Origin of the sequence: Bartonella sp. TT67HLJMS (genome assembly GCF_042193375.1) — a bacterium.
Taxonomy (GTDB): domain Bacteria; phylum Pseudomonadota; class Alphaproteobacteria; order Rhizobiales; family Rhizobiaceae; genus Bartonella; species Bartonella grahamii.
The window spans coordinates 14,901-39,821 of sequence record NZ_JBHILP010000002.1; the positions used below are offsets into that span (position 1 = coordinate 14,901).

The window sequence follows — 24,921 nt, forward strand, 5'->3', positions numbered from 1 at the left end:
AAAATGTTGCTAGCATATTATTATGATAGCAACAGTTTTATCCATTAAAGAATGGGAATATAAAATTAGCGTGTCCAACGCCCTTCGTATTTAAATGTTGGAGCGTCCTTTAAAGAATCCTTTGTCGCATTTGTAATGAGTTTCCATTTACCATAATCATTTGTCATCTGGATTGTTTCTGGAGAAACGACCACATAACTCTCACCTATGCCAAGAAAACCACCAACAGCAACAACAAACCCTGCAATATTATTTTCACGTAAAATAATATCTTTTACTTCACCAATATTTTCATCTTCTATATTATATACATTGGCGCCTATAAGGCTGGAAGCAACAAAATCCGTTGCTAAAGGTGTCACATAACGCACAGACTTATCTACCCCCACCTGTACAATACCCGTCGAAGAGATCATTTCAGGTTTTGAAGGCACTTCAAAAGACTGAGCGTAAGTACTAGAAACCATCAAAATTGACATAAGAGTAGTACATGCAATTTTTTTCATTTTAACATCTCCGTTTTTACTTTGCTTTTACTTTATAAAACCTCAATGCATCATAAACAGATTTGTTCCTTATGCTCTTTATACTCTATGCTCTTTCAAGCCTTGTCGCTTTATCATTTTCTCTTTATTTCGTCTTTTGTTTCTTTCTCTAACTCTTCTTCTAAACCACACCAAATACGATTTTTTAAAATATAAACAAGCCCTGCAAAAACGATTAAAAATAAAATAACACGAAAACCGGTTTTTTTACGAATTTCCATATGAGGATCGGCAGCCCACATCAAAAAAGCAGAAACATCGCGCGCGTAATGTTCAATGATTTCTGGGGTTCCATCTTCATAAGCAACCATACCATCACTCAAAGGAGGAGCCATAGTTAAAGAATTACCGGCAATAAAATAAGGATTATACCAAGAACCCTCAGCAATTTTCATATTTTCTGGCGCCTTCTGATATCCTGTTAAAAGAGCTGTAATATAATCTGGACCCGCTGTATCATAATGAGACAATACATCAGTAATTAAAGCAGGAAACGGCAAAGATACACCACGTGCACGTGCCATCAATGACAAATCTGGAGGATAAGCACTATTTAAAATAAATCTTGCTTCTTCTTCATGTGCAAAGGGAGAAGGGAAATAATCCGTTGCAACCCCAGCACGTTTAAAAAATTTTCCTTCTCGATTAGGACCATCGCGCACTTCATATTGCCCCGCCAAAGCTTTAATCTGTTCTTGATCATACCCAAGAGCTCTTAAATTGCGAAAAGCCACATATTTTAGCCCATGGCAGCTAGAACAAACTTGTTTATAAACCTTTAATCCACGCCTCAATTGCGCCTTATCATAAAGCCCAAATGGACCTGAAAAACTCCATTCTTGTTTTTTAGGAATCCTTAAAGGAAAAGAAGTAAATTCCTCCTCCTGATCAGAGGCATCTCTCGCTAAACTCTGAGCAGAAAAGCTCATAGCAACGATAACAATCAGTCCGACAAAAACATTTACCATAGTCTCTTTTTTTTCTGTTTTAAATCTTGCATAATTGAAGAAGGAAGAGAACATTTTTTTTCAAAGGCTGGCAAAGTCGGCAAAATAACCAAAAAGAATATAAAATAATAAACCGTAGCCAATTGCGTCCATAAAAGGATTTTGTCATTTATTTCTCTTGACCCCAACCAACCAAGGAAAACGACATCAATAACCAACGCCCAAAAGAAAATTTTATAAACAGGTCGATATCTTGCTGAACATATTTTAGAGCGGTCTAACCATGGCACAAAAATTAAAATGCAAATCGAACTGACGAATAAAACAAAGCCCACAAAAGTGGAAGGGAAAATACCAATATCAAAAGTTATAGCACGAAGTATCGCATAAAAAGGCAAAAAATACCATTCTGGAACCACACGAAGAGGTGCTTTTAAAGGATCTGCCACATTATAATTTTCAGCCTGCCCCATATAATCGGGCATATAAAACAAAAACCAGGCAAAGAAGATCAGAAAAACAGTAATAGCAAAAATATCTTTGATAAGCGCATAAGGTGAAAATGGAACCGTTTCCTTATCTGATTGTATAGCAAGACCCGTTGGATTGCCTTGCCCAACACAATGGATTGCCCAAATATGCAGCCCCACAAAAAGAAGCAAAACAAATGATAAAACATAATGGAAAACATAAAAACGATTCAACGTTGGTTGTCCTACGCCATAACCACCCAGAAGTGTCTCATGCAACCATGTCCCCACCAAAGGTATCGTTTTTAAAAGCCCTGCAATCACTGAAGCCGCTGAAATAGACATCATCCCCCAAACAAGCACATAACCAAAAAATGCTATTGCCATCATGATGATATAAATTAAAATACCTGTAACCCACACCATCTCTCGCATATTTTTATAAGAACCATAATAAAGTCCACGTGCCAAATGGATATAAACAGCAATAAAAAAAAACGAAGAGCCTACAGAATGCCATGGACGAAAAAGCCAACCAAACTGCCCTTCACGTCGAAATCGTTCACTAGTTTCAAAAGCCAAATGAATATCTGGAACATAATGCATAGCCAAGACAATACCAGTCAAGAGCTGTGATAAAAGCATAATGGTCAAAATACCGCCAAATGTGTAAAAGTAATTAAGATTACGCGGAACAGGAAAAATAACAAATGTATTATAAAAAAAACGAGGAAGAGGAAAACGCTTATCAAACCAACGAGCAAGAGCATTTTTAGGATAATAAGGAGGAAACCTTGTCATAACCTTATCCTATTTTGAGCAAAGTATCAGAAAGAAATTGGTAAGGTGGAATAGCCAAATTATAGTTAGCTGGACCTGACCGCACTCTTCCAGCGGTATCATAAACAGACCCATGACAGGGACACAACCATCCTCCAAATTTACCCGATTGCCCAAGTGTTACACAGCCTAGATGCGTACAAAGATTAATAACAATAAGCCAATTTTCACGTCCTTTACCTGCTGAACGCGCAAAATCTGTTGCTTCTTTTTCACCTTCAAGATTAGGATTGCGCGCTTGACGATCTTTTAGAAGACTCAATTCAGTAGCGCGCGCATCAGCAATTTCTTTTGTCGTACGATTTCGAATAACAACAGGCTGTCCTCGCCACTTTACTGTCACCGACATCCCCTCTTCAATACCAGAAAGATCAACCTCAACAGAGGAAGATGCCAAAATAGCTTCATCTGGACGCAACTGACGGATAAAAGGCCACGCAACCGCTCCCATTCCAACTGCTCCTGCAACAGCTGTTACCAAAAACAGAAAATCCCGCCTCGTTTGCTCACTCATGGCCTTAACTTAAAGAGACTATTTGCTAAAACATTCTTCTACCATACCCTCTCCCATTGTACAATGCTTGATCACTCAGTTGCCTCAACCATGAAACCATCCCCGTAAAAAACTCCTGCCATTTGTATGGTCTATACAAAAACTGTTTTGTAATGATAATTCATCGTTTTACAGAATAAATGAAATCCTGAAACACCGTAAGTTTCTTTCATTTCAAACCTATTCATATTAATCAATCAAAATTACTCCCCTTCCTGTGAAAAACGGAGATAGTGTGTAAATAAACACTCCTAAAGAAAGAAACATAGTCTTGTTATGACCAGGTCTCAGTAAATAAGTTGAGCTTATCGATTATTTCTTTAACACATTTACAGCATCTCTCCCTCCCTCAATTCCAACTGGTTGAATGAGTATTTTTTCCGCTTCTGCTTTTGCATAAAAAGCATATTTTGTTGATTTTCATTAAAATGGATGATCTAACCTTATTAAATATCCCACTTTTCAACATAATGAGCCAATCCATTTTATGTATCGCTCAATAAAAGGAAGTCCCTAATAGGGAGCTTCTCTCTTATCCCAAACAAACCTGTGTACATAACTTTTTCCCTGAAATTTAAAGTGAATAAAAATTAAACCTAAAAAACATGTATTTCTCAAAGCATATTTTTCGAATAAATTGTGGCGCTTCTTTACAAAGTCGAAAGAAAAATCATATTACAGAGAACATGACACTTCATATAGCTCTTTTCCAACCTGATATCGCTGGTAATACTGGAACGATTTTACGTCTTAGCGCTTGTTTTGGTTTACATGTGCACATTATTGAACCCGCAGGCTTTAATCTGTCGGATCGTAATCTCAAACGCGCAGGATTGGATTATCTCGAATATGCTTCCTTAGAACGACACATTGATTGGCAACATTTTATAAGCTCCATGAAACACTTTAACCGCCGTCTGTTGCTTTTAAGTACAAAAGCAAAAACATGCTATACGCAGATATGCTATCAAAAAAATGATGTTTTACTTTTTGGTCGTGAAACAGCTGGGGCTCCCGATTATGTTCATGAAGCTGCCGATTACACATTGAAAATTCCTATGCAACCACAGGCACGCTCTCTAAATCTCGCCATGTGCGTAGCCATAACAACGGGAGAAGCATTACGCCAAATTGGTTATCATGAAAGAAACTGTAATCTATAAAAACACAACAATTCCCTTAAAATAATTAATAAAACAATAAAAATGCATGAAATATGGTTTTAAATAATTAAAAAAATCTTTTTATAGAATATAAAGTGCATAAAGTTCACTAATACTTTTGGAACAACTTACAGAATGCCTATAAAAAACCATAAATTATCACGAAAAACAATATAAACATATCAAGAACAGTTAGAGCATATAACGCTTATCATTTTCCAACAATCAGGTGCTGATAAAATAAACATTTCTTAGTGCCCATCACATCCATTTCACATCACCACCTATGAATAATTAAATACTCCTCATAGTAAAAATCCATTGGATATCCCCCTCTTTATGCTCATACAAAGTGCAAACCGCTATCATTATTCTCTTTATTCGTTTTCACTTTCGAGAATCCTTATCTTTGAGATGGTTCATAAAAGACATTTTTTCTCTCTGTAATCATTTTTCCTCACACGGCTTCCCCACTTGTAACGTGTAAGGCTATAATTTTGATTGATGTGATATGAACAGGTTTGAAATAACCTTACAATATTCGGAGCTCTTGTTTCACATGAAAAATAATGAATTATTATTATAAATCAATTTTTTCTAATAATGCATGGCGATCCATTAAAAATCCGCTTTCGACCCATATCATTTCTAACTCTTTAAGCTTTTTTCCTAAAAGCACACCTTTAGCAAAACCTTTCTTTATTAAATCGTTACCATTAATGGGAAAAGTTGGAATCTGCCATTTTTTGGCAAGCTGATGAAGCTTGACATAATCCTCTGCTTTTTGCAAAGCATCACTTTTTTCCAGGTTATCGAGATGTGATGCAGCGACAGACAACGATAATTGATCTAAAACTGGCTGTCGTCCATGAAAATAAATCAGTTTTTGCACAAAATGATCAGAACAGTTTTGGTTTATTATTTCTAACTCTGCCCATTCTTTTAATCGTGTTGTTTCTTTATGGGAAAAATGCAAGCGCTGTGCCATTTCATGAAGACGTATGGGGTCAGGAGGAAGAAGGCTTTCTAACCGTAACAATGGATCAACTTTCCAATCAAGAGCCTGTTCTGTCTTCACCAATGCGTGAATTGCATCAATACCCCATCGTTCTGTTTCAGGAAAAATGAGTGCCAAAATTCTGCTTTGTCGCATCCATAAAAGAGCACGCGTTGGATCAAACGCCGCAAGAAGCTTTTTCATTTCTGCCCAAATACGTTCAGAAGAAAGTTTTTTTAAACCGTGTTTTAAACGAACACATGCCTTCAATCCTTGTACATCAGGTCGCCCTGCTCCATACCATGCAAAAAAGCGAAAAAAACGTAAAATACGCAAATAATCTTCGCAAATACGATCTTCTGCAATCCCAATAAAACGAACTGTTTGGCTAGCAATATCACTCAAACCTCCCACATCATCATAAAGATTGCCAGCAGCATCACAATAAAGCGCATTTATCGTGAAATCCCGCCGTTCAGCATCTTTTTTCCAATCACGACCAAATGCCACTTTTGCATGACGACCATCTGTTTCAATATCGCAGCGAAGCGTTGTAACCTCATAAGAACATGAATGAGCAACTACTGTTATTGTACCAAAAGCAATCCCTGTAGGAATAGCTTTAAATCCTGCTTCTTCTACACGTGCAATAACCTGTTGCGGCAAACAGGTTGTTGCAATATCAATATCACTAATAGGCTGCCCTAGCAGTTGATTGCGCACTGCTCCCCCTACAATACGCGCCTCTTCTCCCTCCAAAGACAAAACACGAAGAAGTGTTTGGATATCCCTTTGTTGTAACCACGCAACCTGTTTGAAGTCCTGTCTTATATTCACCCTTTAACCTTTCAAAAAAGTTGTCTTCATTGCTTTAAAGATCTCTCTTCATACAACAAAATTTTTAAGACATCCCTTATAAAACACGTCTATTCCTTCCAAAAAACTTTTCTCTTCTTGTATACGAATATGAAAAAAATGGCATATGATACTTCATTTCTTCTCATTTTCTGTTACAAACAATAAGATATCCATTATCATGCAGAGAAAATTACCATTTTTGCGACAAACGCCTTAAGGAAGAAATATGAGTCAACATGATCCATCATCCAATTCTGTAAAAAAGGTCAATATCAATCATGAGGCTCAAGTCATTATTGATGATATTGATACGGCACACAAAGAATTGGATATTTTACAACAAGAAATTGACAAAGTTATTTTTGGGCAAAGTCAGGTAATCGAATATGCTTTAATCGCTATTTTTGCTGGTGGTCACGCCCTTCTTGTCGGTGCTCCAGGACTTGCAAAAACACGTCTTGTTGAAACATTGGGAACAGTCTTAGGACTTGATGAAAAACGCATCCAATTTACTCCTGACTTAATGCCATCGGATATTATTGGTTCTGAAATTATGGATTCCGATAAAGACGGTAAACGTTCTTTTCGATACATTCAAGGTCCTATTTTCACGCAACTTCTCATGGCCGATGAAATCAATCGTGCTTCTCCACGGACACAGTCAGCCCTTTTACAAGCTATGCAAGAATATCATGTTACTGTTGCAGGTAACCGTTATGATTTGCCAAAACCTTTTCATGTTCTTGCAACGCAAAATCCTCTCGAACAAGAAGGGACCTATCCACTTCCTGAAGCACAACTGGATCGCTTTTTGATGCAAATCGATATTGACTATCCTGACCTCACAACAGAGCGACGGATCATTTTAGAAACAACAAAAGAAAAGAAATCAAATGCAAAACCAATTTTGTCCGCCAAAAAATTGCAAAAAATTCAAAATATCGTTCGCAAAATGCCTCTTTCAGAAAATGTGATCGAAGCTATTTTAAAAATTGTCCGCTCAACTCGCCCTCATAAAGACAATAGCCTTGCTAATACTTATGTTTCTTGGGGACCTGGTCCACGGGCATCACAAGCCCTTTCACTTTGTGTTCGCGCCCGTGCTCTTTATTATGGACGCTTAGCCCCATCACTTGATGATGTTGAAGCATTGGCCTATCCCGTATTACAACACCGCATGGCTCTTAATTTTTCTGCCCGTGCTGAAGATGTAACTGTAAAAGATATTATCAATAACCTTGTGAAAGATGTTCTTTGAATGGCTATTGGCAAAAAAGTTTTACAAAAGCCTCCATTGTCACTGGCAAATGAACTGCATAAGGATACTGGCAAAATGCCATATTTCCTTTTACAAGCACGTCATATCGCTAATACACTGATAACCGGATGGCATGGACAACGCAAACGCGGTAATGGGGAAAACTTTTGGCAATTTCGTCCCTATGTTGAAGGAGAATCCATTACCCGCATTGATTGGCGTCGCTCAGCGCGTGATGAAAATACATATCTCCGCGAACACGAATGGCAAATGACACAAACCGTTTGGCTCTGTCCTGATCAAAGCGCATCAATGCATTACTGTTCGCGCTTTTCTAAAATCTCTAAAGGTAATCATGCCATTATTCTTACCCTTACCCTAGCATCACTTCTTGCTCGCAGTGGCGAACATATTGCTATTCCAAACTTAATGTCCCCCACAATGACATCCAATGTCGTAGAGCGAATAGCCTTTGCTTTAGAAAATCATTCAGATGAAAATTCATTTCCGGATTTTTCAACGATTACACGCTTTTCACATGTCGTTATAATGAGTGATTTTCTCGACTATCCTGAAAAAATCATCCAACATTTAACCGTTTTAACTACAAAACAGGTGACAGCTCATTTAATTGAAATTTCTGATCCCGCAGAAGAAAGCTTTCCCTACGCAGGTCACACAGAATTTTTTGATCCTGAAACGAAAGAGAAACATGTTTCCACAAAAGCAGAAGATCTTCGTAAGAGCTATTGTAAACTATATCACGCAAGGCGACAAGAGTTGGCAAATTTTTGCGCACGTCAAGGATGGTCTTATCACGTTAGTACAACGGATCAACCTTTAACAGAGACCATTTTTCATCTTGCAAATACAATGGGCGACTCTCCATTGCAAAAAAGGAGGGCCCTTTGAGTTTTGCTGCTCCCTTTCTGTTACTAGGGCTTTTGTTCCTACCGGTTATTTGGTGGCTGTTGCGGGTAACTCCTCCATCTCCGCGTAAAGAGCTTTTTCCTCCGTTACGCTTCTTACCCAAACCAACTCATCATCAGGAAACAGCAAAACATACACCTTGGTGGTTGCTCTTGTTGCGTTTAACCATAGCGGCACTTGTTATCATAGCGTTAGCACGCCCCACGTGGGATCAAAAACCAATCAGCTTTTCCGGATCTCAACCCCTTGCACTCATTATTGATAATGGTTGGGCTTCTGTAAAAGAATGGAAAAAACGCATCTCTATCGCTGAAATGCTCCTTGCTCAGGCAGAAAAACAGCAAAAAAATATTTATCTTATTGCAACGGCTGAAAATGATATCTCCAATATAGAGCCGCAACCCGCCAAGATTATAAAACAGCATTTAATGCATTTGCAACCGCGTCCTTGGCCTGTCAACCGTGTGCACGCACTGAAAAAACTCAGAAAAATAACCAAAGGAAAACCTCTTGATGTTGCTTATTTAAGTGATGGATTACAAACAAATGAAGATGAGCAAGCTTTTGCTTTGCTTGAAGAATTAAAACCTGAAAAACTCTTATGGTATTTGGCTGATATTTCCGATTTAATCGGCATAACATCCGTAGAAAATAACGATGGAAGCATGGTCGCGCGTATTATCCGCTCAACAACACACGGCAAAACTTCCGCTACACTCAACCTCTACGATTCAAACAATCAACTTCTCGGTCAATTTACGAAAAATTTCTCTGAAGGAGAAACAACAGCTCTTGTTCCTTTTGATGTACCACTTGAACTACGCAATGATATCGCTTGGATAAAAATGAATAATCAAAACCATGCTGCTGCAACCTTCTTGGTAGACAGCCATAACAAGATAAGCCGTGTTGCTCTTCTATCACCCGATACCAATGAAATGGCACAGCCTTTACTTTCTCCATTTTATTACATTATCAAAGCATTACAGGAATATACACAGCTTATAACCGCCGGTGGAAGAGAGCTTTCAACGGATATTGATTATTTGCTTAAACAAAATCCATCTGTTTTCATTATGAGCGACATGGTTAACATACCTGAAAAGGCAGAAAAAAAACTTTCTGATTTTGTGAATAAAGGGGGAACACTCATCCGCTTTGCAGGAGAAAAACTCAGTAGTGCAGAACATTATGATAGTCTCCTTCCGATACCGCTACGTCAGGGGCAACGTTTCCTTGGAAGTATTATGTCTTGGACGAAACCACAAAAGCTTGCCCCTTTTGCAAAAAATAGCTTTTTCTTTGATCTTCCTTTCCCAGAAGATGTCACTGTCTCGCGCCAAATCCTCGCAGAACCAACCCCAGATCTTTTTGAAAAAACGTGGCTTAGCCTTTCGGATGGAACCCCTCTTATTACCGCAGCAAAACGTGGTAAAGGAACCCTCATTCTCATTCATGTTGCTCCTGACCCCACATGGTCTAATCTTCCTCTTTCTGGCTTTTTTGCACAAATGTTGCAAAAACTAATCACATTAGGGTCTAACGAAAACACAAACCTAACACACAGAGAAAAAAGAACAATGGTACAAAACCCGTGGCGAACCATAACCGCTGACGGACAATTACAAGTACCGCCCTCTCATGTTGTTCCACTGGTCTTTGACTCTCAAAATCCACCCCATCCTTCCTATAATACTCCCCCAGGACTTTATGGTGTTAAAAGCGATTTTTATGCACTCAATCTCTTAACTCATTCGTCGCACTTGATGAAACAATCATCATTGCCAACTTCTCTTAATAAAAGCCCTTTATCTTACGATACAAAAGAAAAAAATCTTATCGGTCCACTTTTAGGATTAGCCATCTTATTATTCGCCTTTGACAATTTTCTCATTTTATGGATGGGAGATATTTTTTCTTTCATGAAACGGCGTAATATGTTTCTCCTCCCTTTTATAAGTCTTATTGTCTTGTTTTCATATGATCCAACTCTTCATGCACAAACGAAAGAAAATCATCATGATAGTGTACAAGCTGCTGGTGCAACACATCTTGCCTATGTTATAACCAATAATCATGAAATTGATACAACGAGTAAACGTGGTCTAGAAGCGTTAAGTCAATTTATCGCAGAGCGCACAATGCTTACCCCAGGCTCTGTTACAGCACTTGATCTCGATAAAGATGAACTCTCTTTTTATCCTCTTATTTACTGGCCAATTGATGTTAAGAGTCCTATACCTACCCCCAAAAGTCTTGAAAAAATAAATAACTTTATGAAACATGGGGGAACGATTTTATTTGATACACGCGATCAGATAAAAAGTAATCTTAATCTTGAAGGAGATGCCACTCCAGAAACGCAACGATTACGAGATATCTTAAAAGAGTTAAATATTCCATCCATTGAGCCAGCATCAACGGATCATGTTGTTGCACGTTCTTTTTATATTATGCCAGATTTTCCTGGTCTCTACCGTGGTTCACCTTTATGGATTGAATCCTCATCAACAAACAAAAAAAATAAAAATTCTCTTGCTAGCGGTGATAATGTAAGTTCTCTTCTCATCACCGCCAATAACTTTGCCGGTGCTTGGGCACTCGATGAAAAAGGGACATGGAAATATCCCCTTGTTCCCAATGATCCAATGCAACGTCTATGGGCATTTCGTGCAGGTTTAAATATTGTCCTTTATGTTCTTACAGGAAACTATAAAGCGGACCAAGTTCATGTTCCAGCACTCTTGGAACGCTTTAAAAGAGAAAGAAGGCAATGATATCATTTTTCACTTTTCAGCCTTTTTTACCACTCATTTGGATTCTGTTCTTAAGTGGAATATCGATGCTTTTTGTCGTTGTTGGTCTTGTTACGCAACGTCAAGGTTCTTTATTTCGTCTGATGGCATTAAGCGCCCTCATCCTTGCTTTGCTCAATCCAATGATCATAAAAGAACAGCGCGAACCACTGAAAAGCACAGTAGGTATTGTCATTGACCGCAGCAAAAGCCAAACATTTGGAACACGTACAAACGACAGTGATGAAGCGCGCGCGCAATTAACGCAAGCATTGGCGCATTATCCACAATTTGAACCACGCTTTATTGAAGCTGGAAAACTTTCTGATAATCAGTATGCGCCCTCAACGAATTTGTTTGATGCTTTAACACAAGCAGTATCTGATGTGCCGCCCTCTCGTTATGCAGGAACCATTTTTATCACCGATGGACAAGTACATGACATCCCTGACCTATCAGACCTTCATCATAAAGCACCTCTCAATGCTCTGATTACAGGACACTCAGATGAATTTGATCGCCAAATCAAGTTTATTTCTCCTCCACGCTTTGCCCTTGTCAACAAACCACAAACGCTCTCCATTTTGGTAGAAGATAAAGGCCCCGCCAAAAAAACAATACCACAGAAAGCAAATATTACACTAAGCGTCAATGGACAAGACATTGGCCATTATTCTGTAACTCCTGGCGTGATTTTTCAAACTGAAATTACCCTTCCTCATGCTGAAAAAAATATTATCCAAGTGATAACCGATCCACACAAAGGTGAACTAAGCTTTGAAAACAACCGCGCCATAACAATCATTGAAGGAATCAGAGAAAATTTACGCGTTCTTCTTATTTCAGGTGCTCCTTATAATGGAGAACGGACATGGCGAGACCTTTTGAAAGGTGACTCCAATATTGATCTTGTTCACTTTACTATTTTACGTCCTCCCACCAAAGCAGATAATACGCCCTTAAGCCAATTATCCTTGGTGGTCTTTCCGACAAGAAAACTCTTTGTTGAAGAGATTAATAACTTTGATCTCATCATCCTTGATGGCTACCAGCACTCTGCTGCTCTACCCTTAATCTATTATGATTATATCGCCCAATATGTACAAAAGGGGGGGGCATTGCTGATGGTAACAGGACCTGAATTTACAAAAAACAACTCACTTGCGAAAACACCTTTAATCAGCATTCTACCGGCATTGCCCAATGGAACTATTATTGAAAAGCCTTTTCGCCCCACATTAACCAAAGAAGGTGAGCGCCATCCTGTCACAAGGGGCCTTGCAACACTTAACCTTCCAGCTTCTCAATGGGGGCAATGGTTGCGACAAATTGCTATTCAAAACATAAATAACGGAATCGCCCTCATGAAAGGAGCCGATGAACAACCACTTTTACTTCTCGCGCATGTTGGTAAAGGACGTGTAGGCATGTTGCTCTCCGATGAAAGTTGGCTTTGGGCACGAGGTTTCGAAGGCGGCGGTCCTTATGCAGCTCTTTATCGTCGTATTGCCCATTGGCTCATGAAAGAACCAGAGCTTGAGGAAGAAAAATTAAGTGCAACCAGCAGCCATCATCATTTAACAATTCGCCGCCAAACTCTAAAAGACCATCCAGAACCCGCTGAAATAACCTTTCCCTCTGGAAAAAAAGAACATATCACTCTCACCAAAGAGCAAGAAGGTCTCTTCAGCGCAACTGGGACCACTGATGAAACAGGAATTTTTACCATTAAAAATGGCGATTTAACAATACTTTCTTCTGTAGGGATGCTCGATAATCTTGAATTGTTTGACTTAATTTCAACACAAGAAAAACTAGCCCCCATTATTAAACACACCGGTGGTTATATCGGACGGTTACATCCTGAGGGAAAAGAAAACATTCATCTTCCTCCATTCAAGCTGATTCAATCAAAAATAAACCCGTCTTCTTCTCCAGCACATTCAATTGTTCTGAAAGAAGCGACAGAAACCCGTTTAATTAATACCTTTTATTTTTCGATATTTTCTGGTTTCTTGGCGCTGCTTGCTTGCCTTTTACTGTTGAGCAGCATGTGGTATCGTGAAAGCCGTTGAAAAATCTGAAATTTCATATAATAGTCTTAAAATTCAGCTTATTTTTTTGTGTATTTTCTTGTCTTTTACAATTAGATAAAAACATTGATCTATAATGATAATTTATCATTATTGTCATATTGAGTTATTATTCCCTGTAAGATTTTTCTTTTTTGTAATACTTTCTATATTAAATTAATTAAAATCACTCGCTTGCACATCATTAAAAGAGATCTGTATGAATAAACACCTTTGAAGAAAAGAGTAAAGTACCTCTTATGAATCCTCTTAAAGCAAGGATTTTCACAAAATTTGGAGGGAATAGTATGATGGTTTTACTTTGCACCTTGTATAAATGTAAAATGGTGGCGCATAATAAGCCTTATAAACGAGGCTTTTCATAGCATTGAGAACTTTCGTGAAATGCGATCAAGCGCACTGGAAAATATTTCTTCAAAACAAATATATGAATGTACAACACAATGATACTTTATTTGGGATATTCCTCTTGAATCGTTCTGTTTTGCGTGAAAAAATCTCCCATTAAAAGCAATACATGGCAGCCAAAAACCGTAAAAATTCCTGATAAATACAATACATTCTTTTGCATTTTATACTGAATAATTAGATTTTTTATGATAATGTGTGGTCGTATGAAAGCTGTTTAAAAGTCTTAAAACTTTATGACCATCATTTTAAAGTCTATCCCATCATAGAAAAAACATATCGGCTGCCAAGAATGATATGTTGTATTATGTTGTTCTTTTCATAAAAAATACAATACAGCGTTAATTCTTCAAAGAATTTTCTCATATTTTCAACAAGCTATTTTTCATTTTACAATCCTTCTTGCCTTTAAGTATCAACTTATCTTATGCTTATTCTCTAAATCATTTTTAATACTCTACGAGCTTTTATGTTTTATCTTGCCCATATATCGGATGTACATCTTTCCCCTCTCCCGCAACCTTCCCTTTTTGAACTTTCTGGGAAGCGTCTTACCGGTTATCTGAATTGGCAAAGAAAACGTAAGAGTCAAATGGTAACAAATGTCCTAGAAACTTTAATAGATGCCTTAAACAAAAAAAAACCTGATCATCTTGTGATCTCTGGTGATCTTGTTAATCTTGCTCTAGATAAGGAATTTGAACAAGCACATCGTTGGCTACTTAACTTAGGACAACCTCAAGATATTTCCTTGACATTTGGAAATCATGACGCCTATGTCCGCGGTGCTTTCCAAAAAGCATGTACTCTTTTTAAACCTTGGATCACAGGTGATGTCCCTCAAAAAAGCGCCTTTCTTTTTCCTTATATGCGCATTCGCAAAAATGTCGCCATCATAGCAACTTCTTCAGCCATCGCGACACCACCTTTTCAAGCTTCTGGTTATTTTGGTAAAATGCAAGCGCAAACTTTACCGCTCTTTTTAAAGGAAGCAGCACAGCGTAACCTTTTTCGTGTCGTCATGATTCACCATCCCCCCTTTCCCAAGGCAACATCTTGGCATAAAAAACTACGAGATATAAAACGTTTTCTAGACGTTATCAAATATCACGGTTGCGAACTTATTCTTCACGGACATACTCATTTACCCACATTGAATTACATTGAAGGACCAATTAAAAAAATTCCTATTGTTGGTGTTCCTTCCGCATCACAAGCTTTTGGTGATAAAAAACCACCCGCAGGCTTTAATTTATTTTCCATTGAACGCTTACAAAATCAATGGCACTGCCAATTGCAACGTTATAGCATTATCAACCCCCAAAACGAGATTGCATGTACTGAAACAATTAATCTTTAAACACCTTCATAGTTGCCAAAACAACCAAAAACGAAAATATTTTTATTTCATATCCCTTTGGAAATCATAATTTTTATTTCCCTTTTTCTCCTTAAAAGACAAAGTTTCACTTTCTCTGTCGATAAATCAATTTCTCTCAGAGAATTCCATCTGCTACCCCTCTTATATAACTGGCTTTACAAACTCATTGGTCTACTTCCTTCCCGTCCTAAAGGACGAAAATTTCTACCACACCTGATCTATAAATAATCCAGATTCTTGTCGCACGGATTCCACCTGCTAATTGTGCATGTAATTTACTTCACAAAGCTCTACACACAAATCATGCCTTGAATTTTATCATACACTCCTCCAAAAGCATCTAATGCGTAAAATCCTTATATCACTACAGTGATGGTATTTTATAGAATAATAGAGAAGTTCATTCAGCTTCTATACCTGAAAATCAATGACTAAAAAATCACAATAGTAACTAAAATATATAATTTCAATAACCCAACCTACTTGTAATTCACAAACAAACGATGCTGATTGATTTATCGTAAATAGATTTGAAATTATTCCCTCCTATTTCACTCGACATTTATTATTGTACATTTACAAGATTTATAAAAAATAATAGATTCTATTTCGATAACAGGCATAGGTAAGAATGTTTTTTATGCCTCGATAAATTTCTAATTTGCTATCTATTTTTCCTATAAATTACTTTATAACATCACATAAAATATCTAGTAATAATAAAAATTATAATATGAATTTTCATTATTATTGAGTTATGTTGATGATGTAATTTTACGTACTTTAGAAATTTTTTTGCGATTTTTTTGTTATTAAATAAAATATTTTACGATAACGAAAAACAGAAAAGTCGATTGTATGAAAGGTATTTCAAATAAAACAAAACGCCATTAAGTTGCCAATTCATGGTTTGTTAAAAAAGCATCTTTTAAAGCACCCAAATCCATTTCCCCACGGCACCTATAAATGATGTAATGATAAGTCCATTTAGTAGCACCATCTTTACATTTATGAAAAAACAAACTAGTATCAAATCTCACACTTCCCCCCCCCAATCTAGCGACAGCCTTTGGCACTTGAGATGGTTCATAAGAGGCATTTTTATTCTTTCTTTAATGTTTTTTATCTCACAGCTCTCCCTTCTTTGACGTACAAAAAACATGCTTTTGATTGGTTCAACATGGTATAGGTTTAAAATGAGAAAATCTTATGATACTTGGGGCTCTCACTTAACATGAAAAAAGTAAATTATATTTACAAATCAAAGTATTGTTCGAATAAAATAGTGGCTCTTTTGAGTGAAGGATTTTTTCCAGAACATATCTAAACAATAAAAGCCTCATTCGAAAATGAGACTTTTGAATTTTTAATTCTGCAAAAAATTAAAATTTATAAGCTACACCCACGCGGAAATCGTTTGTTTTGTAGCCCATTTCAAATTTATCATGCACGAACTTCTTTTTACCAAAATCTGAATAACGGTATTCTGCACGCACAATAACATTATCAGTCATTGCAAAATCAACACCACCTCCGAGGGTATAACCAATCATGGTCTTTTTTTCATCATGCAACCAATCAGAAAAATTAACTGCTCTGTTGTTGCTGTCAGCAACTAACCCAAAAATATTCTGAAGCTGCGTATAAGCAATCCCTCCAGAAACATAAGGCATCACACGCTCAATCGCAAAACCAACTTTCACCCGCGTAGCACCAGCCCATTTTTGTTTTAAAGTATGGCGTACAGCTTCAATAGGTATTGTCGAATCCTCCTCATGAGAATCTCTTGTTAGATTTGTTTCTTCTGAAGAATCTTCTTCAGTTTGACTTTTTTTTGGTCGATTAATATCTTTTGTACTCTTTTTATCAGACCACATAATATCCGTATCAATACCTATAATAAAACCATTATCGATATCAATATTGGAACCTGCATAAACTCCCCCTATAAAACCAGAAAGTTTAGGTAAATCCTCCTTTCCAATTGGATTCCATATCCCCGTCTCATCTTTTAAATAACTTGCAGTTGTTTTACCTGAAAAGCTACCAATCTGTCCTCCAAGATAAAATCCTGTCCAAGAAAAAGCAGGAGCTGCAATAACAGGAACAGGCTGTTCAGGAGTAACGATATCCGCCGCCTGTACTACAGAAATTGAAATTAAAGAAAAGATAGATGTTGAGACTAAATACTTAGTAATCATAATTGCTCCTTTAAAAGCTAATGTGATACATAAATAATAGTAAATAGTTTCACAGTTTTTTTTTAAAATCTATAGCAAAAATGACACAGTTATAAAAAAATAAAAGTAGTTTTAATAAATAATATTATAAAAAAAATTAAATATGCTTTATATTTCCATTAATTATTAAATATTAGCTTTTATATCTTCATATTAATCATGATTATCCACAATTATACAAATAATTATAATGTAAATTTTTTGAAAAAATGAGATATGTAATCAATAAAGATTTTTATCATATTGATTTTAATATTTTGGTATTATTAGTGTAATGAGACATAATCTCTATAAGTTTTTATATAAATATGTACGATAAAAACACTCTTGCATATATTCTTATGTTGAATATCCCTTAATTCATAAATGTATCTGATATACCGCTGCTTAATAAATGACCCATATGCTTTTATCATATACAGGAGATAAGATTCATAAAGAATATCATTCACTAAACTCGTCACTCATCGCTTTTTGTATAAAGAATGACACCTAGAATAGCACATTTAACAGAGAAATTTTTTCATCACACTTGAGAAACCAGTAGAGAACTTCACTCTAACCCTCTCAAGCGTTTAATGAAATAAAAGACAAAAATTAATATATAAAAATCGAATTAATAATTTTTATTATTCTTATAGAATTATTTTAATGTTTCAGAATTTTTGTAAAAACTGAACAGACTAATTGCCCAGTTTCTGCAATTAATTTTTCAACACGAAGCAAATCAGGTTCCCCAACACTATTTAACAAAAGGTCACTTAATCCAGGTGGCATATCATTGGGATCAAGAGAATCATTTAAGCAAAGCCGTATAATTTGACTCAAATTTGTATAAAGATGATAGGCATAATGTAAATCAGCAATACATGACTGATTAAGAAAACTGTTTGGTAAGTGATCTAAAATATCAGCTGTTGTTGCTCCAATTTGAAACTCAATGACATGCGTAATAAGAGAAAATTGAGCAATAAACTCCAAATCCATAATACCACCAGACATCGTTTTTAAATCCCATTGATTTTTTGGCGGCTTTTCTTTTGCAATCAAGGAACGCATTTCACATACTTCTTTTGCAACTTCCTTCTTATCACGAGAAATAGCAATAATTGCACACACTTCATTTTCTAGCTTTTGTAAAAAATCAGGATCTCCTGCAATGCCTCGAGCCCTTGTTAAAGCAAGATATTCCCATATCCATGCTTCTTGGCGATAATACTTTTTAAAAAATGGAAAAGAAACAGCAACAGGTCCTTTATTGCCTAACGGCCGTAACCTTAAATCAACGACATAAAGAACACCTTGGCTTGTAAGAGTGGATAAAGCAGAAATGAGGCGCTGTGCTAAACGCGTATAATATTGAGAGATATAAAGAGGCTTTTCTCCATCAGATATTTCTGCATCATCATCGTGTTCATAAAGCAAAACGAGGTCAACATCGGAATCTGCTGTTAATTCGCGACTTCCAAGCTTCCCCATACCCAATATGCCAACACGCCCCCCTTTAATACTACCATGAAGACGAGAAAATTCCTCTTGAACGGCAGCAAATGTTTTTGTAATCATAAGATCAGCAAGCGCAGTAAAAGCAAAACCCGCTCTTTCTCCTGTAATTGCACCATTCAAAATTCGAATACCAATTAAAAAACGTTGTTCATCTGCAAAAATTCTTAAATGGTCGAGAATTTCCTCATAAGAAAGAATATTTTCAAGAAAATATTCAAGCCGTTTTTCTAAATACGTTTTTGTTGGTAATTCTGAAAGAATATTCGGATCTAACATTCCATCAAAAACATGGGATCTGCGTGTAATAATTTCTGCAAGACGTGGAGCAGCACCCATAATAAGGACAAGCATATCCAAAAGAGAGGGATTAGACTGTAAAAGACTAAAAAGCTGAATTCCTGAAGGTAAGCCCTGTAAAAAACTATCAAAACGCAACATCGCCTCATCAGCTCGTTTTGTCCCACCAAAAGCTTTCAAAAGAGCTGGTGTTAATTCCGTTAATCTCTCGCGTGCTTCGGCTGATTGCGTTGCTTTATAACGACCACAATGGAGAGTACGCATAATACGACAAATATCACTTGCTCTTTCAAAGCCTAAACGGCTTAACGTTATTAATGTCTCCGGATCATCTTCTTCACCTGTAAAAACTAAATTACCAATTTCTAAACCAAGTTCTTGCTCATTCTCAAACAGTGCTGCATAATGTTTTTCAATAACCTGCAGTGTTTTTAATAAATCACGGATAAAACTGCTACTGTCCTGATAACCCATTAAATAGGCAACACTCGTGAATTGAGCAATATCATTTGGAAGAAGGTGTGTTTGTTCATCGCAAAGCATCTGAATACGATGTTCCACATTTCGAAGAAAAGCATAACTTTTTATAAGGCTATTTCTTGTTTTCTCACTGATCCAACCAAGCGTGTGAAGTTCTGCTAACATTGCCACTGTCTGACGTCCACGTAATTGAGGAAAACGCCCACCGGCAATGAGCTGTTGTGTCTGAACAAAAAACTCAATCTCACGAATACCGCCACGACCTAACTTTATATTATGCCCATAAGCTGCAATTTGACCGTAATTTTTATGCGCATGAATTTGACGTTTGATCGAATGAATATCAGCAATAGCAGCGTAATCTAAATATTTCCGCCACACATAGGGAAAAAGCTCTTTAAGAAAGTTAAAACCTGCCCTCTTATCGCCAGCAACTGGACGTGCTTTAATCATGGCTGCTCGTTCCCAATTTTGCCCACGCCCTTCGTAATACCGCAAGGCAGTCCTTACTGGTAAGGCCAAAGGAGTTGATCCTGGATCTGGACGAAGCCGAAAATCAAGACGAAAAACATATCCTTCCGCAGTGCGTTCTTGAATGATACGGATTAATCGGCGTACCATTTTAGAAAATACGTCAACACTTTCAGAAAGATTACCAATATGAGGTGATGTTTCATCAATGAAAACAATAAGATCAATATCAGAAGAATAATTAAGTTCCCCTGCTCCTAATTTTCCCATCCCTAAAATAATTAAACCACAGTCTTTTTCTGGATTCTCACGGCTTAATAAATTGATCTTACCATGATCATGCGCTTCTCTTAATAGAAAACGCAGCGCTACACTTAATGCTGCTTCACCCAAACGTGTCAACCAAGCACATGAAACTTCGTAAGTAAAAACACCACTCAAATCAGCTAAAGCAATGAGAACATGCGCTTCTCGTTTTTTGCGCCTTAAAGCAGCCATCAATGAAGTTTCATTTATAGTTTCATCCTTATCAATAGCCGTAATATCATCTATAATTTCGCTCAGCCTTGTTTCTATATCAACATTCAATAAAGCACTAAGATATGATGGATTGGCAATTAAAACCTCACGCAAAAAAGGAGATAAGGTCATAACTGAACTGATAAAATCAATCTGCGTTCCACTCTCTGAAATAAGGGAAACAAGCGATTCTAAACCTTCTTTCCTTGCTTGTTCTTCCATGTCTTTTAACCATTGGGAACCACTTTTATCGAGAGGGCGTAAAGGGAGAAGCTGTGTTTTTAAAAAAGCTTGTTTCGTCTGCGCTCCCTTGAAAAGCATTTTGCCTTCCTTTCTATTGCTTTATACTTTTAAAATAGTTGTTACGTATGAAAAGAGAAAAGTGAAGAAAAATATTTTTAAGGAAATAACAAAACAGCCCTAAGCCCTGGATTTGCATTTTCAAGTAACAATTCACCCCCGTGAAGCTTCATAACTGCTTTTGCTATGCTTAAACCAATCCCAAACCCAGGTTGTGTGCGGCTTTCTTCAAGACGAACAAATCGTTCTGTCACTTTTTCAAGTTTATCCTCTGCTATTCCTGGTCCATTATCGCTCACAACAACTAATAAATGTTCATCACGATATTCCATTGATAAGCAAACCTCCGCTTTCCTTTCACCTTTAGACGCATATTTAATAGCATTATCTATAAGGTTAAAAATTGATTGTGCAACAAGCTCACGATTCAACTTAAGCTCTTTATCAAATATATTCCCCAACCGAAGTAAAACACCTGACTCTTCAGCAAACGGTTCGTAAATCTCAACAGCATCTTCAAGGATCAGTTTCATGTTCATCATTTCAAGATGCTCAATTGCACTGCTGGCCTCAATACGTGAAATCATTAAAATCGCATTGAACGTACAAATAAGTTGATCTGATTCTGTAATAACCCTATCAAGGACCTGACGATATTCAAGCTTTGTCTTATTTCCTGAAAGCGCCTCTTCAGCGCGATTTCTAAGACGCGTTAACGGCGTTTTCAGATCATGAGCAATATTATCTGATACTTGACGTAAACCAATATTTAACTCTTCAATGCGGTCTAACATAACATTAAGATTAGTTGACAATCGATCAAACTCATCCCCTACTCCAGAAACAGGTAAACGCCCACTAAAATCACCATCCATCAGGCGCTGTGATGCAGCCGTTACATGATCAATCCTTTGTAAAGCTCTCCTTCCAACAAAAAACCATATAAGTAAAGCGCCTCCAACCATTGCAGCAAGTGCAATGATCACAGCTTTACGAATAACCACTGCAAAACGTTCTGGCTCATCCAAATCGCGTCCTATAAGAATCTTCATAGCATTAGGTAAATCAACAATAACCGCCAAAGCGCGATGTTCACTTGTTTTGCCATGTTCTCCAAAACGGGAATACAAAAAAGAGGTAGAAATAAAACCACTCTGATTCAAAAGACCTAATTCAATACGTGCTACATTTCCTGCTAAAATACGCCCCATAGAATCCGTGACAAGATAAAGAAATGCTCCTGGTTGTCTTGAACGATAATCAATAGTGCGCATTAATAAGGATAATCCCCCATAATTATAAGCATTTTCAATATACTTTAATTCTTCATGTAAAGCCTGTTCAGTTTGCTCTGTTAACAATGAAGCAGAAAATGCCGTCATATAAATAGAAAGCCCTGTTGCCACCAATCCAAACAATAAAATATAAAGTGCTGAAAGCCTTAGCGCCGTCGTGCGCATTATATTAATCAAACGATTCATGCTTTGTTATCTGGTGCTTTCAGCATATATCCAGCTCCACGCACAGTATGGAGAAGGGGAACATCAAAATCTTTTTCAATTTTGGCTCTCAAACGGGAGATATGGACATCAATGACATTCGTTTGTGGATCAAAGTGGTAATCCCAAACATTTTCCAAAAGCATAGTGCGTGTAACAACCTGCCCCGCATAGCGCATCAAATATTCGAGTAAACGAAACTCTCGTGGTTGCAATAGGATGTTTCGATCACCCCGCTTTACCGTATGTGCTAACCGATCAAGTTCAAGATTACCTACACAATACACAGTTTCTGCTTCTTTAGGATTTTTCCGCCGTTGTAAAACTTCAACACGCGCAAGAAGTTCAGAAAAAGCATAAGGCTTTGTCAAATAATCATCTCCCCCTGCACGCAACCCCGTTACACGATCATTAACTTGCCCTAAAGCCGACAGGATAAGAACCGGTGTTTCATTGCCTTTAGCGCGCAATTCAGCAATAATAGAAAGACCATCACGATGCAAAAGCATTCGGTCAACAACCATAACGTCATAATTTTCCGTGGTCGCTAAAGCGTACCCCGTATCCCCATCATAAGCAACATCAACAGAATGCCCTACTTCTAAAAAAGCCTTTTCGAGATAATGCCCCGTCTCATGATCATCTTCAATAACGAGTATCTTCATAAAACGTATCTCCATTATTTTATTATGTTGTAGGACAAACATTTAATAAACATTTGTCCTACAACTAAAGCCTTATTTTTTCAAAATTGGAAGAGCAACAAAACGATTTTGATCATTTGTTCGCACTTGTAAGAGTATAGCCTTTCGTCCTAACTGCTGAGCATTTTTGATTGTGCTAACAATATCAGAGACTTTTTTAACCGGTTTATTATTTACTGTCACAATGGTATCACCAGGGCGTATCCCTTTATCTGCAGCATCTGAATCGGTATCGACATCCGTTACGACAACCCCTATACCATCATCAGAAGGTATAACAATCAGACCATAATCTTCCAATGTTTCATCTAAATCACCCCGTTCATTTGAATGTTTTGAAGCCTCCTTCTTACTTTCATCTTCAGACATTGAAGCGAGTTTAACCTTGATACTTTCCTCCTTACCTGATCTCCAAATCCCTATGGTTACCGTTTCTCCTGGTTTAATATTTGCAATACGTTTCGCCAGATCACGTGCATCAGCAACCTTTTCATTATTCACTGAAATAATTACATCTCCCGCTTTAATACCAGCCTTTTCTGCCGGTCCTTTTAACGGATCAGTGACCAAAGCACCTTTGGCTTCTTTCAAACCTATTGAATCGGAAATCTCCTTTGTTACCGGCTGAATCTGAACACCTAACCAACCACGTTGAACTGAACCTTTTTCAATAAGTTGTTGTACAACCTGTTTTACAGTAGCTGCCGGAATAGCAAAAGCAATCCCAACATTTCCTCCAGAAGGAGTAAAAATTGCTGTATTAACCCCAACAACCTTTCCATTAAGATCAAACGTTGGACCACCAGAGTTTCCTCTATTAACAGCAGCATCAATCTGAATAAAATCATCATACACACCAGTGCCAATATCACGTCCACGTGCAGAAACAATACCTGCTGTCACAGTTCCACCAAGGCCAAATGGATTCCCAATGGCAACAACCCAATCCCCAACACGAAGCTTTGAATCATCACCAAAATCAACATAGGAAAATTTTCTTTTATCACTTACTTTTAACACGGCAAGGTCGGTTTTGGGATCTTTCCCAATAAGCTTTGCGTTCAATTCTGTACCATCATCAAGAACAACAGTATAACTTGTTCCGTCAGAAATCACATGATCATTGGTTACAATGTAACCATCAGACGAAATAAAAAAACCCGATCCAAAAGCAATAGGACGGAGTCTCCGTGATTGGTGGGGAAATTTATTTTTAGGTTTATCAAAATCATAAAACTCTTTAAAAAATCTTTTCAAAGGATGCTGGTCTGGTAATTGATCAAACCCTGGACCACTAAAAAAGTTGCTAAAGAACCTATCTTCTTTCTTTTTATTGCTCTTTACTTGTACTGCTACAACTGCTGGTTTCACTTGAGCAACAATATCGGCAAATCCCTGTTGTTGCATTAACGAAGTAAATACAGAACTTGCATGAGCCTTTGTCATCAACAAGCTTGATGTACATCCACTAAAAAACAGTGCACTTTCCAATATCGCAGAAAAACTCACTGCGACAAACGTTTTAAAGAAAGCCTTTTTAACCATTTACTCTATGCTCCTATTCAATCATACCTTTATTCCAATTGCGATCACTTATAAAATACTAGACCTTACCGTTTTCTGTCTAAATTATTAAAGTTTTGTAAGGTTTCAGTATACCCTAATAT

At 37.2% G+C, this 24,921-nt stretch carries 16 protein-coding genes; 6 read left to right on the forward strand and 10 right to left on the reverse strand.

Annotated features, from left to right (window positions below; genetic code table 11):
* Positions 1-65: 65 nt before the first annotated feature.
* The 4 genes from ACFIJQ_RS01355 to petA all read right to left on the reverse strand — a co-directional run bounded on the left by ACFIJQ_RS01355 (position 66) and on the right by petA (position 3,316).
* Positions 66-506, reverse strand: a complete 441-nt coding sequence (locus ACFIJQ_RS01355; RefSeq protein ID WP_012754882.1) for a PRC-barrel domain-containing protein — start codon at positions 504-506, stop codon at positions 66-68.
* Positions 507-619: 113 nt separating this feature from the next.
* Positions 620-1,513, reverse strand: a complete 894-nt coding sequence (locus tag ACFIJQ_RS01360; RefSeq protein WP_375628158.1) for a cytochrome c1 — start codon at positions 1,511-1,513, stop codon at positions 620-622.
* A complete protein-coding gene (locus ACFIJQ_RS01365) occupies positions 1,507-2,763 on the reverse strand; it encodes a cytochrome bc complex cytochrome b subunit (protein ID WP_375628160.1) in 1,257 nt (418 codons plus the stop codon). Before ACFIJQ_RS01365 ends, ACFIJQ_RS01360 begins: the two co-directional genes overlap by 7 nt.
* Positions 2,764-2,767: 4 nt before the next feature.
* Positions 2,768-3,316 carry a ubiquinol-cytochrome c reductase iron-sulfur subunit gene (gene petA, locus ACFIJQ_RS01370; protein WP_273788383.1) on the reverse strand — a complete coding sequence of 183 codons (549 nt, stop codon included), beginning with the start codon at positions 3,314-3,316 and terminating at the stop codon, positions 2,768-2,770.
* 725 nt (positions 3,317-4,041) lie between these two features.
* Between petA and ACFIJQ_RS01375 the strand changes: the two genes are divergently transcribed.
* Entirely contained in the window at positions 4,042-4,518 is a 477-nt protein-coding gene (locus tag ACFIJQ_RS01375; protein WP_273788384.1) for a tRNA (cytidine(34)-2'-O)-methyltransferase, read from the forward strand.
* Positions 4,519-5,098: 580 nt separating this feature from the next.
* Here ACFIJQ_RS01375 and ACFIJQ_RS01380 read toward each other — a convergent pair.
* Positions 5,099-6,352, reverse strand: a complete 1,254-nt coding sequence (locus ACFIJQ_RS01380) for a CCA tRNA nucleotidyltransferase (protein WP_375628162.1) — start codon at positions 6,350-6,352, stop codon at positions 5,099-5,101.
* Between the two features lie 247 nt (positions 6,353-6,599).
* On the opposite strand from ACFIJQ_RS01380, the gene ACFIJQ_RS01385 reads away from it, so the two are divergent.
* The 5 genes from ACFIJQ_RS01385 to ACFIJQ_RS01405 all read left to right on the forward strand — a co-directional run bounded on the left by ACFIJQ_RS01385 (position 6,600) and on the right by ACFIJQ_RS01405 (position 15,217).
* Complete coding sequence (locus tag ACFIJQ_RS01385; RefSeq protein WP_273788386.1) at positions 6,600-7,631, forward strand: MoxR family ATPase; 1,032 nt, start codon at positions 6,600-6,602, stop codon at positions 7,629-7,631.
* Positions 7,632-8,543 carry a DUF58 domain-containing protein gene (locus ACFIJQ_RS01390; RefSeq protein ID WP_375628164.1) on the forward strand — a complete coding sequence of 304 codons (912 nt, stop codon included), beginning with the start codon at positions 7,632-7,634 and terminating at the stop codon, positions 8,541-8,543.
* The gene (locus tag ACFIJQ_RS01395) at positions 8,540-11,338 is read left to right on the forward strand and encodes a DUF4159 domain-containing protein (RefSeq protein WP_375628166.1); all 2,799 of its coding nucleotides are present in this window, start codon (positions 8,540-8,542) and stop codon (positions 11,336-11,338) included. The genes ACFIJQ_RS01390 and ACFIJQ_RS01395 overlap by 4 nt, the downstream gene beginning before the upstream one ends.
* A complete protein-coding gene (locus ACFIJQ_RS01400) occupies positions 11,335-13,431 on the forward strand; it encodes a glutamine amidotransferase (RefSeq protein WP_375628168.1) in 2,097 nt (698 codons plus the stop codon). Before ACFIJQ_RS01395 ends, ACFIJQ_RS01400 begins: the two co-directional genes overlap by 4 nt.
* Positions 13,432-14,326: 895 nt before the next feature.
* Complete coding sequence (locus tag ACFIJQ_RS01405) at positions 14,327-15,217, forward strand: metallophosphoesterase (RefSeq protein ID WP_012754872.1); 891 nt, start codon at positions 14,327-14,329, stop codon at positions 15,215-15,217.
* Between the two features lie 1,403 nt (positions 15,218-16,620).
* Here ACFIJQ_RS01405 and ACFIJQ_RS01410 read toward each other — a convergent pair.
* The 5 genes from ACFIJQ_RS01410 to ACFIJQ_RS01430 form a co-directional block, all read right to left on the reverse strand.
* Positions 16,621-17,439 (reverse strand): outer membrane protein, encoded by an 819-nt coding sequence (locus tag ACFIJQ_RS01410; protein ID WP_273788391.1) that lies wholly within the window; start codon positions 17,437-17,439, stop codon positions 16,621-16,623.
* 687 nt (positions 17,440-18,126) lie between these two features.
* Entirely contained in the window at positions 18,127-21,072 is a 2,946-nt protein-coding gene (locus ACFIJQ_RS01415; RefSeq protein WP_375628170.1) for a bifunctional [glutamine synthetase] adenylyltransferase/[glutamine synthetase]-adenylyl-L-tyrosine phosphorylase, read from the reverse strand.
* A 77-nt stretch (positions 21,073-21,149) separates the two neighbouring features.
* Positions 21,150-22,532 carry an ATP-binding protein gene (locus ACFIJQ_RS01420; protein WP_375628172.1) on the reverse strand — a complete coding sequence of 461 codons (1,383 nt, stop codon included), beginning with the start codon at positions 22,530-22,532 and terminating at the stop codon, positions 21,150-21,152.
* Positions 22,529-23,215: a response regulator transcription factor gene (locus ACFIJQ_RS01425; protein WP_012754868.1), complete on the reverse strand. Its 687-nt coding sequence runs from the start codon at positions 23,213-23,215 to the stop codon at positions 22,529-22,531. The genes ACFIJQ_RS01420 and ACFIJQ_RS01425 overlap by 4 nt, the downstream gene beginning before the upstream one ends.
* Positions 23,216-23,287: 72 nt before the next feature.
* Positions 23,288-24,799, reverse strand: coding sequence for a Do family serine endopeptidase (locus tag ACFIJQ_RS01430; RefSeq protein WP_273788393.1), 1,512 nt, complete (start codon positions 24,797-24,799; stop codon positions 23,288-23,290).
* Between the last annotated feature and the right edge of the window lie 122 nt (positions 24,800-24,921).

Excerpts from the sequence above, each read along its gene's own strand:
- ACFIJQ_RS01355 (WP_012754882.1), bottom strand. The coding sequence starts at position 506 with ATGAAAAAAATTGCATGTACTACTCTTATGTCAATTTTGATGGTTTCT.
- ACFIJQ_RS01360 (WP_375628158.1), bottom strand. The coding sequence starts at position 1,513 with ATGGTAAATGTTTTTGTCGGACTGATTGTTATCGTTGCTATGAGCTTT.
- ACFIJQ_RS01365 (WP_375628160.1), bottom strand. The coding sequence starts at position 2,763 with ATGACAAGGTTTCCTCCTTATTATCCTAAAAATGCTCTTGCTCGTTGG.
- petA (WP_273788383.1), bottom strand. The coding sequence starts at position 3,316 with ATGAGTGAGCAAACGAGGCGGGATTTTCTGTTTTTGGTAACAGCTGTT.
- ACFIJQ_RS01375 (WP_273788384.1), top strand. The coding sequence starts at position 4,042 with ATGACACTTCATATAGCTCTTTTCCAACCTGATATCGCTGGTAATACT.
- ACFIJQ_RS01385 (WP_273788386.1), top strand. The coding sequence starts at position 6,600 with ATGAGTCAACATGATCCATCATCCAATTCTGTAAAAAAGGTCAATATC.
- ACFIJQ_RS01390 (WP_375628164.1), top strand. The coding sequence starts at position 7,632 with ATGGCTATTGGCAAAAAAGTTTTACAAAAGCCTCCATTGTCACTGGCA.
- ACFIJQ_RS01400 (WP_375628168.1), top strand. The coding sequence starts at position 11,335 with ATGATATCATTTTTCACTTTTCAGCCTTTTTTACCACTCATTTGGATT.
- ACFIJQ_RS01405 (WP_012754872.1), top strand. The coding sequence starts at position 14,327 with ATGTTTTATCTTGCCCATATATCGGATGTACATCTTTCCCCTCTCCCG.
- ACFIJQ_RS01410 (WP_273788391.1), bottom strand. The coding sequence starts at position 17,439 with ATGATTACTAAGTATTTAGTCTCAACATCTATCTTTTCTTTAATTTCA.
- ACFIJQ_RS01415 (WP_375628170.1), bottom strand. The coding sequence starts at position 21,072 with ATGCTTTTCAAGGGAGCGCAGACGAAACAAGCTTTTTTAAAAACACAG.
- ACFIJQ_RS01420 (WP_375628172.1), bottom strand. The coding sequence starts at position 22,532 with ATGAATCGTTTGATTAATATAATGCGCACGACGGCGCTAAGGCTTTCA.
- ACFIJQ_RS01425 (WP_012754868.1), bottom strand. The coding sequence starts at position 23,215 with ATGAAGATACTCGTTATTGAAGATGATCATGAGACGGGGCATTATCTC.
- ACFIJQ_RS01430 (WP_273788393.1), bottom strand. The coding sequence starts at position 24,799 with ATGGTTAAAAAGGCTTTCTTTAAAACGTTTGTCGCAGTGAGTTTTTCT.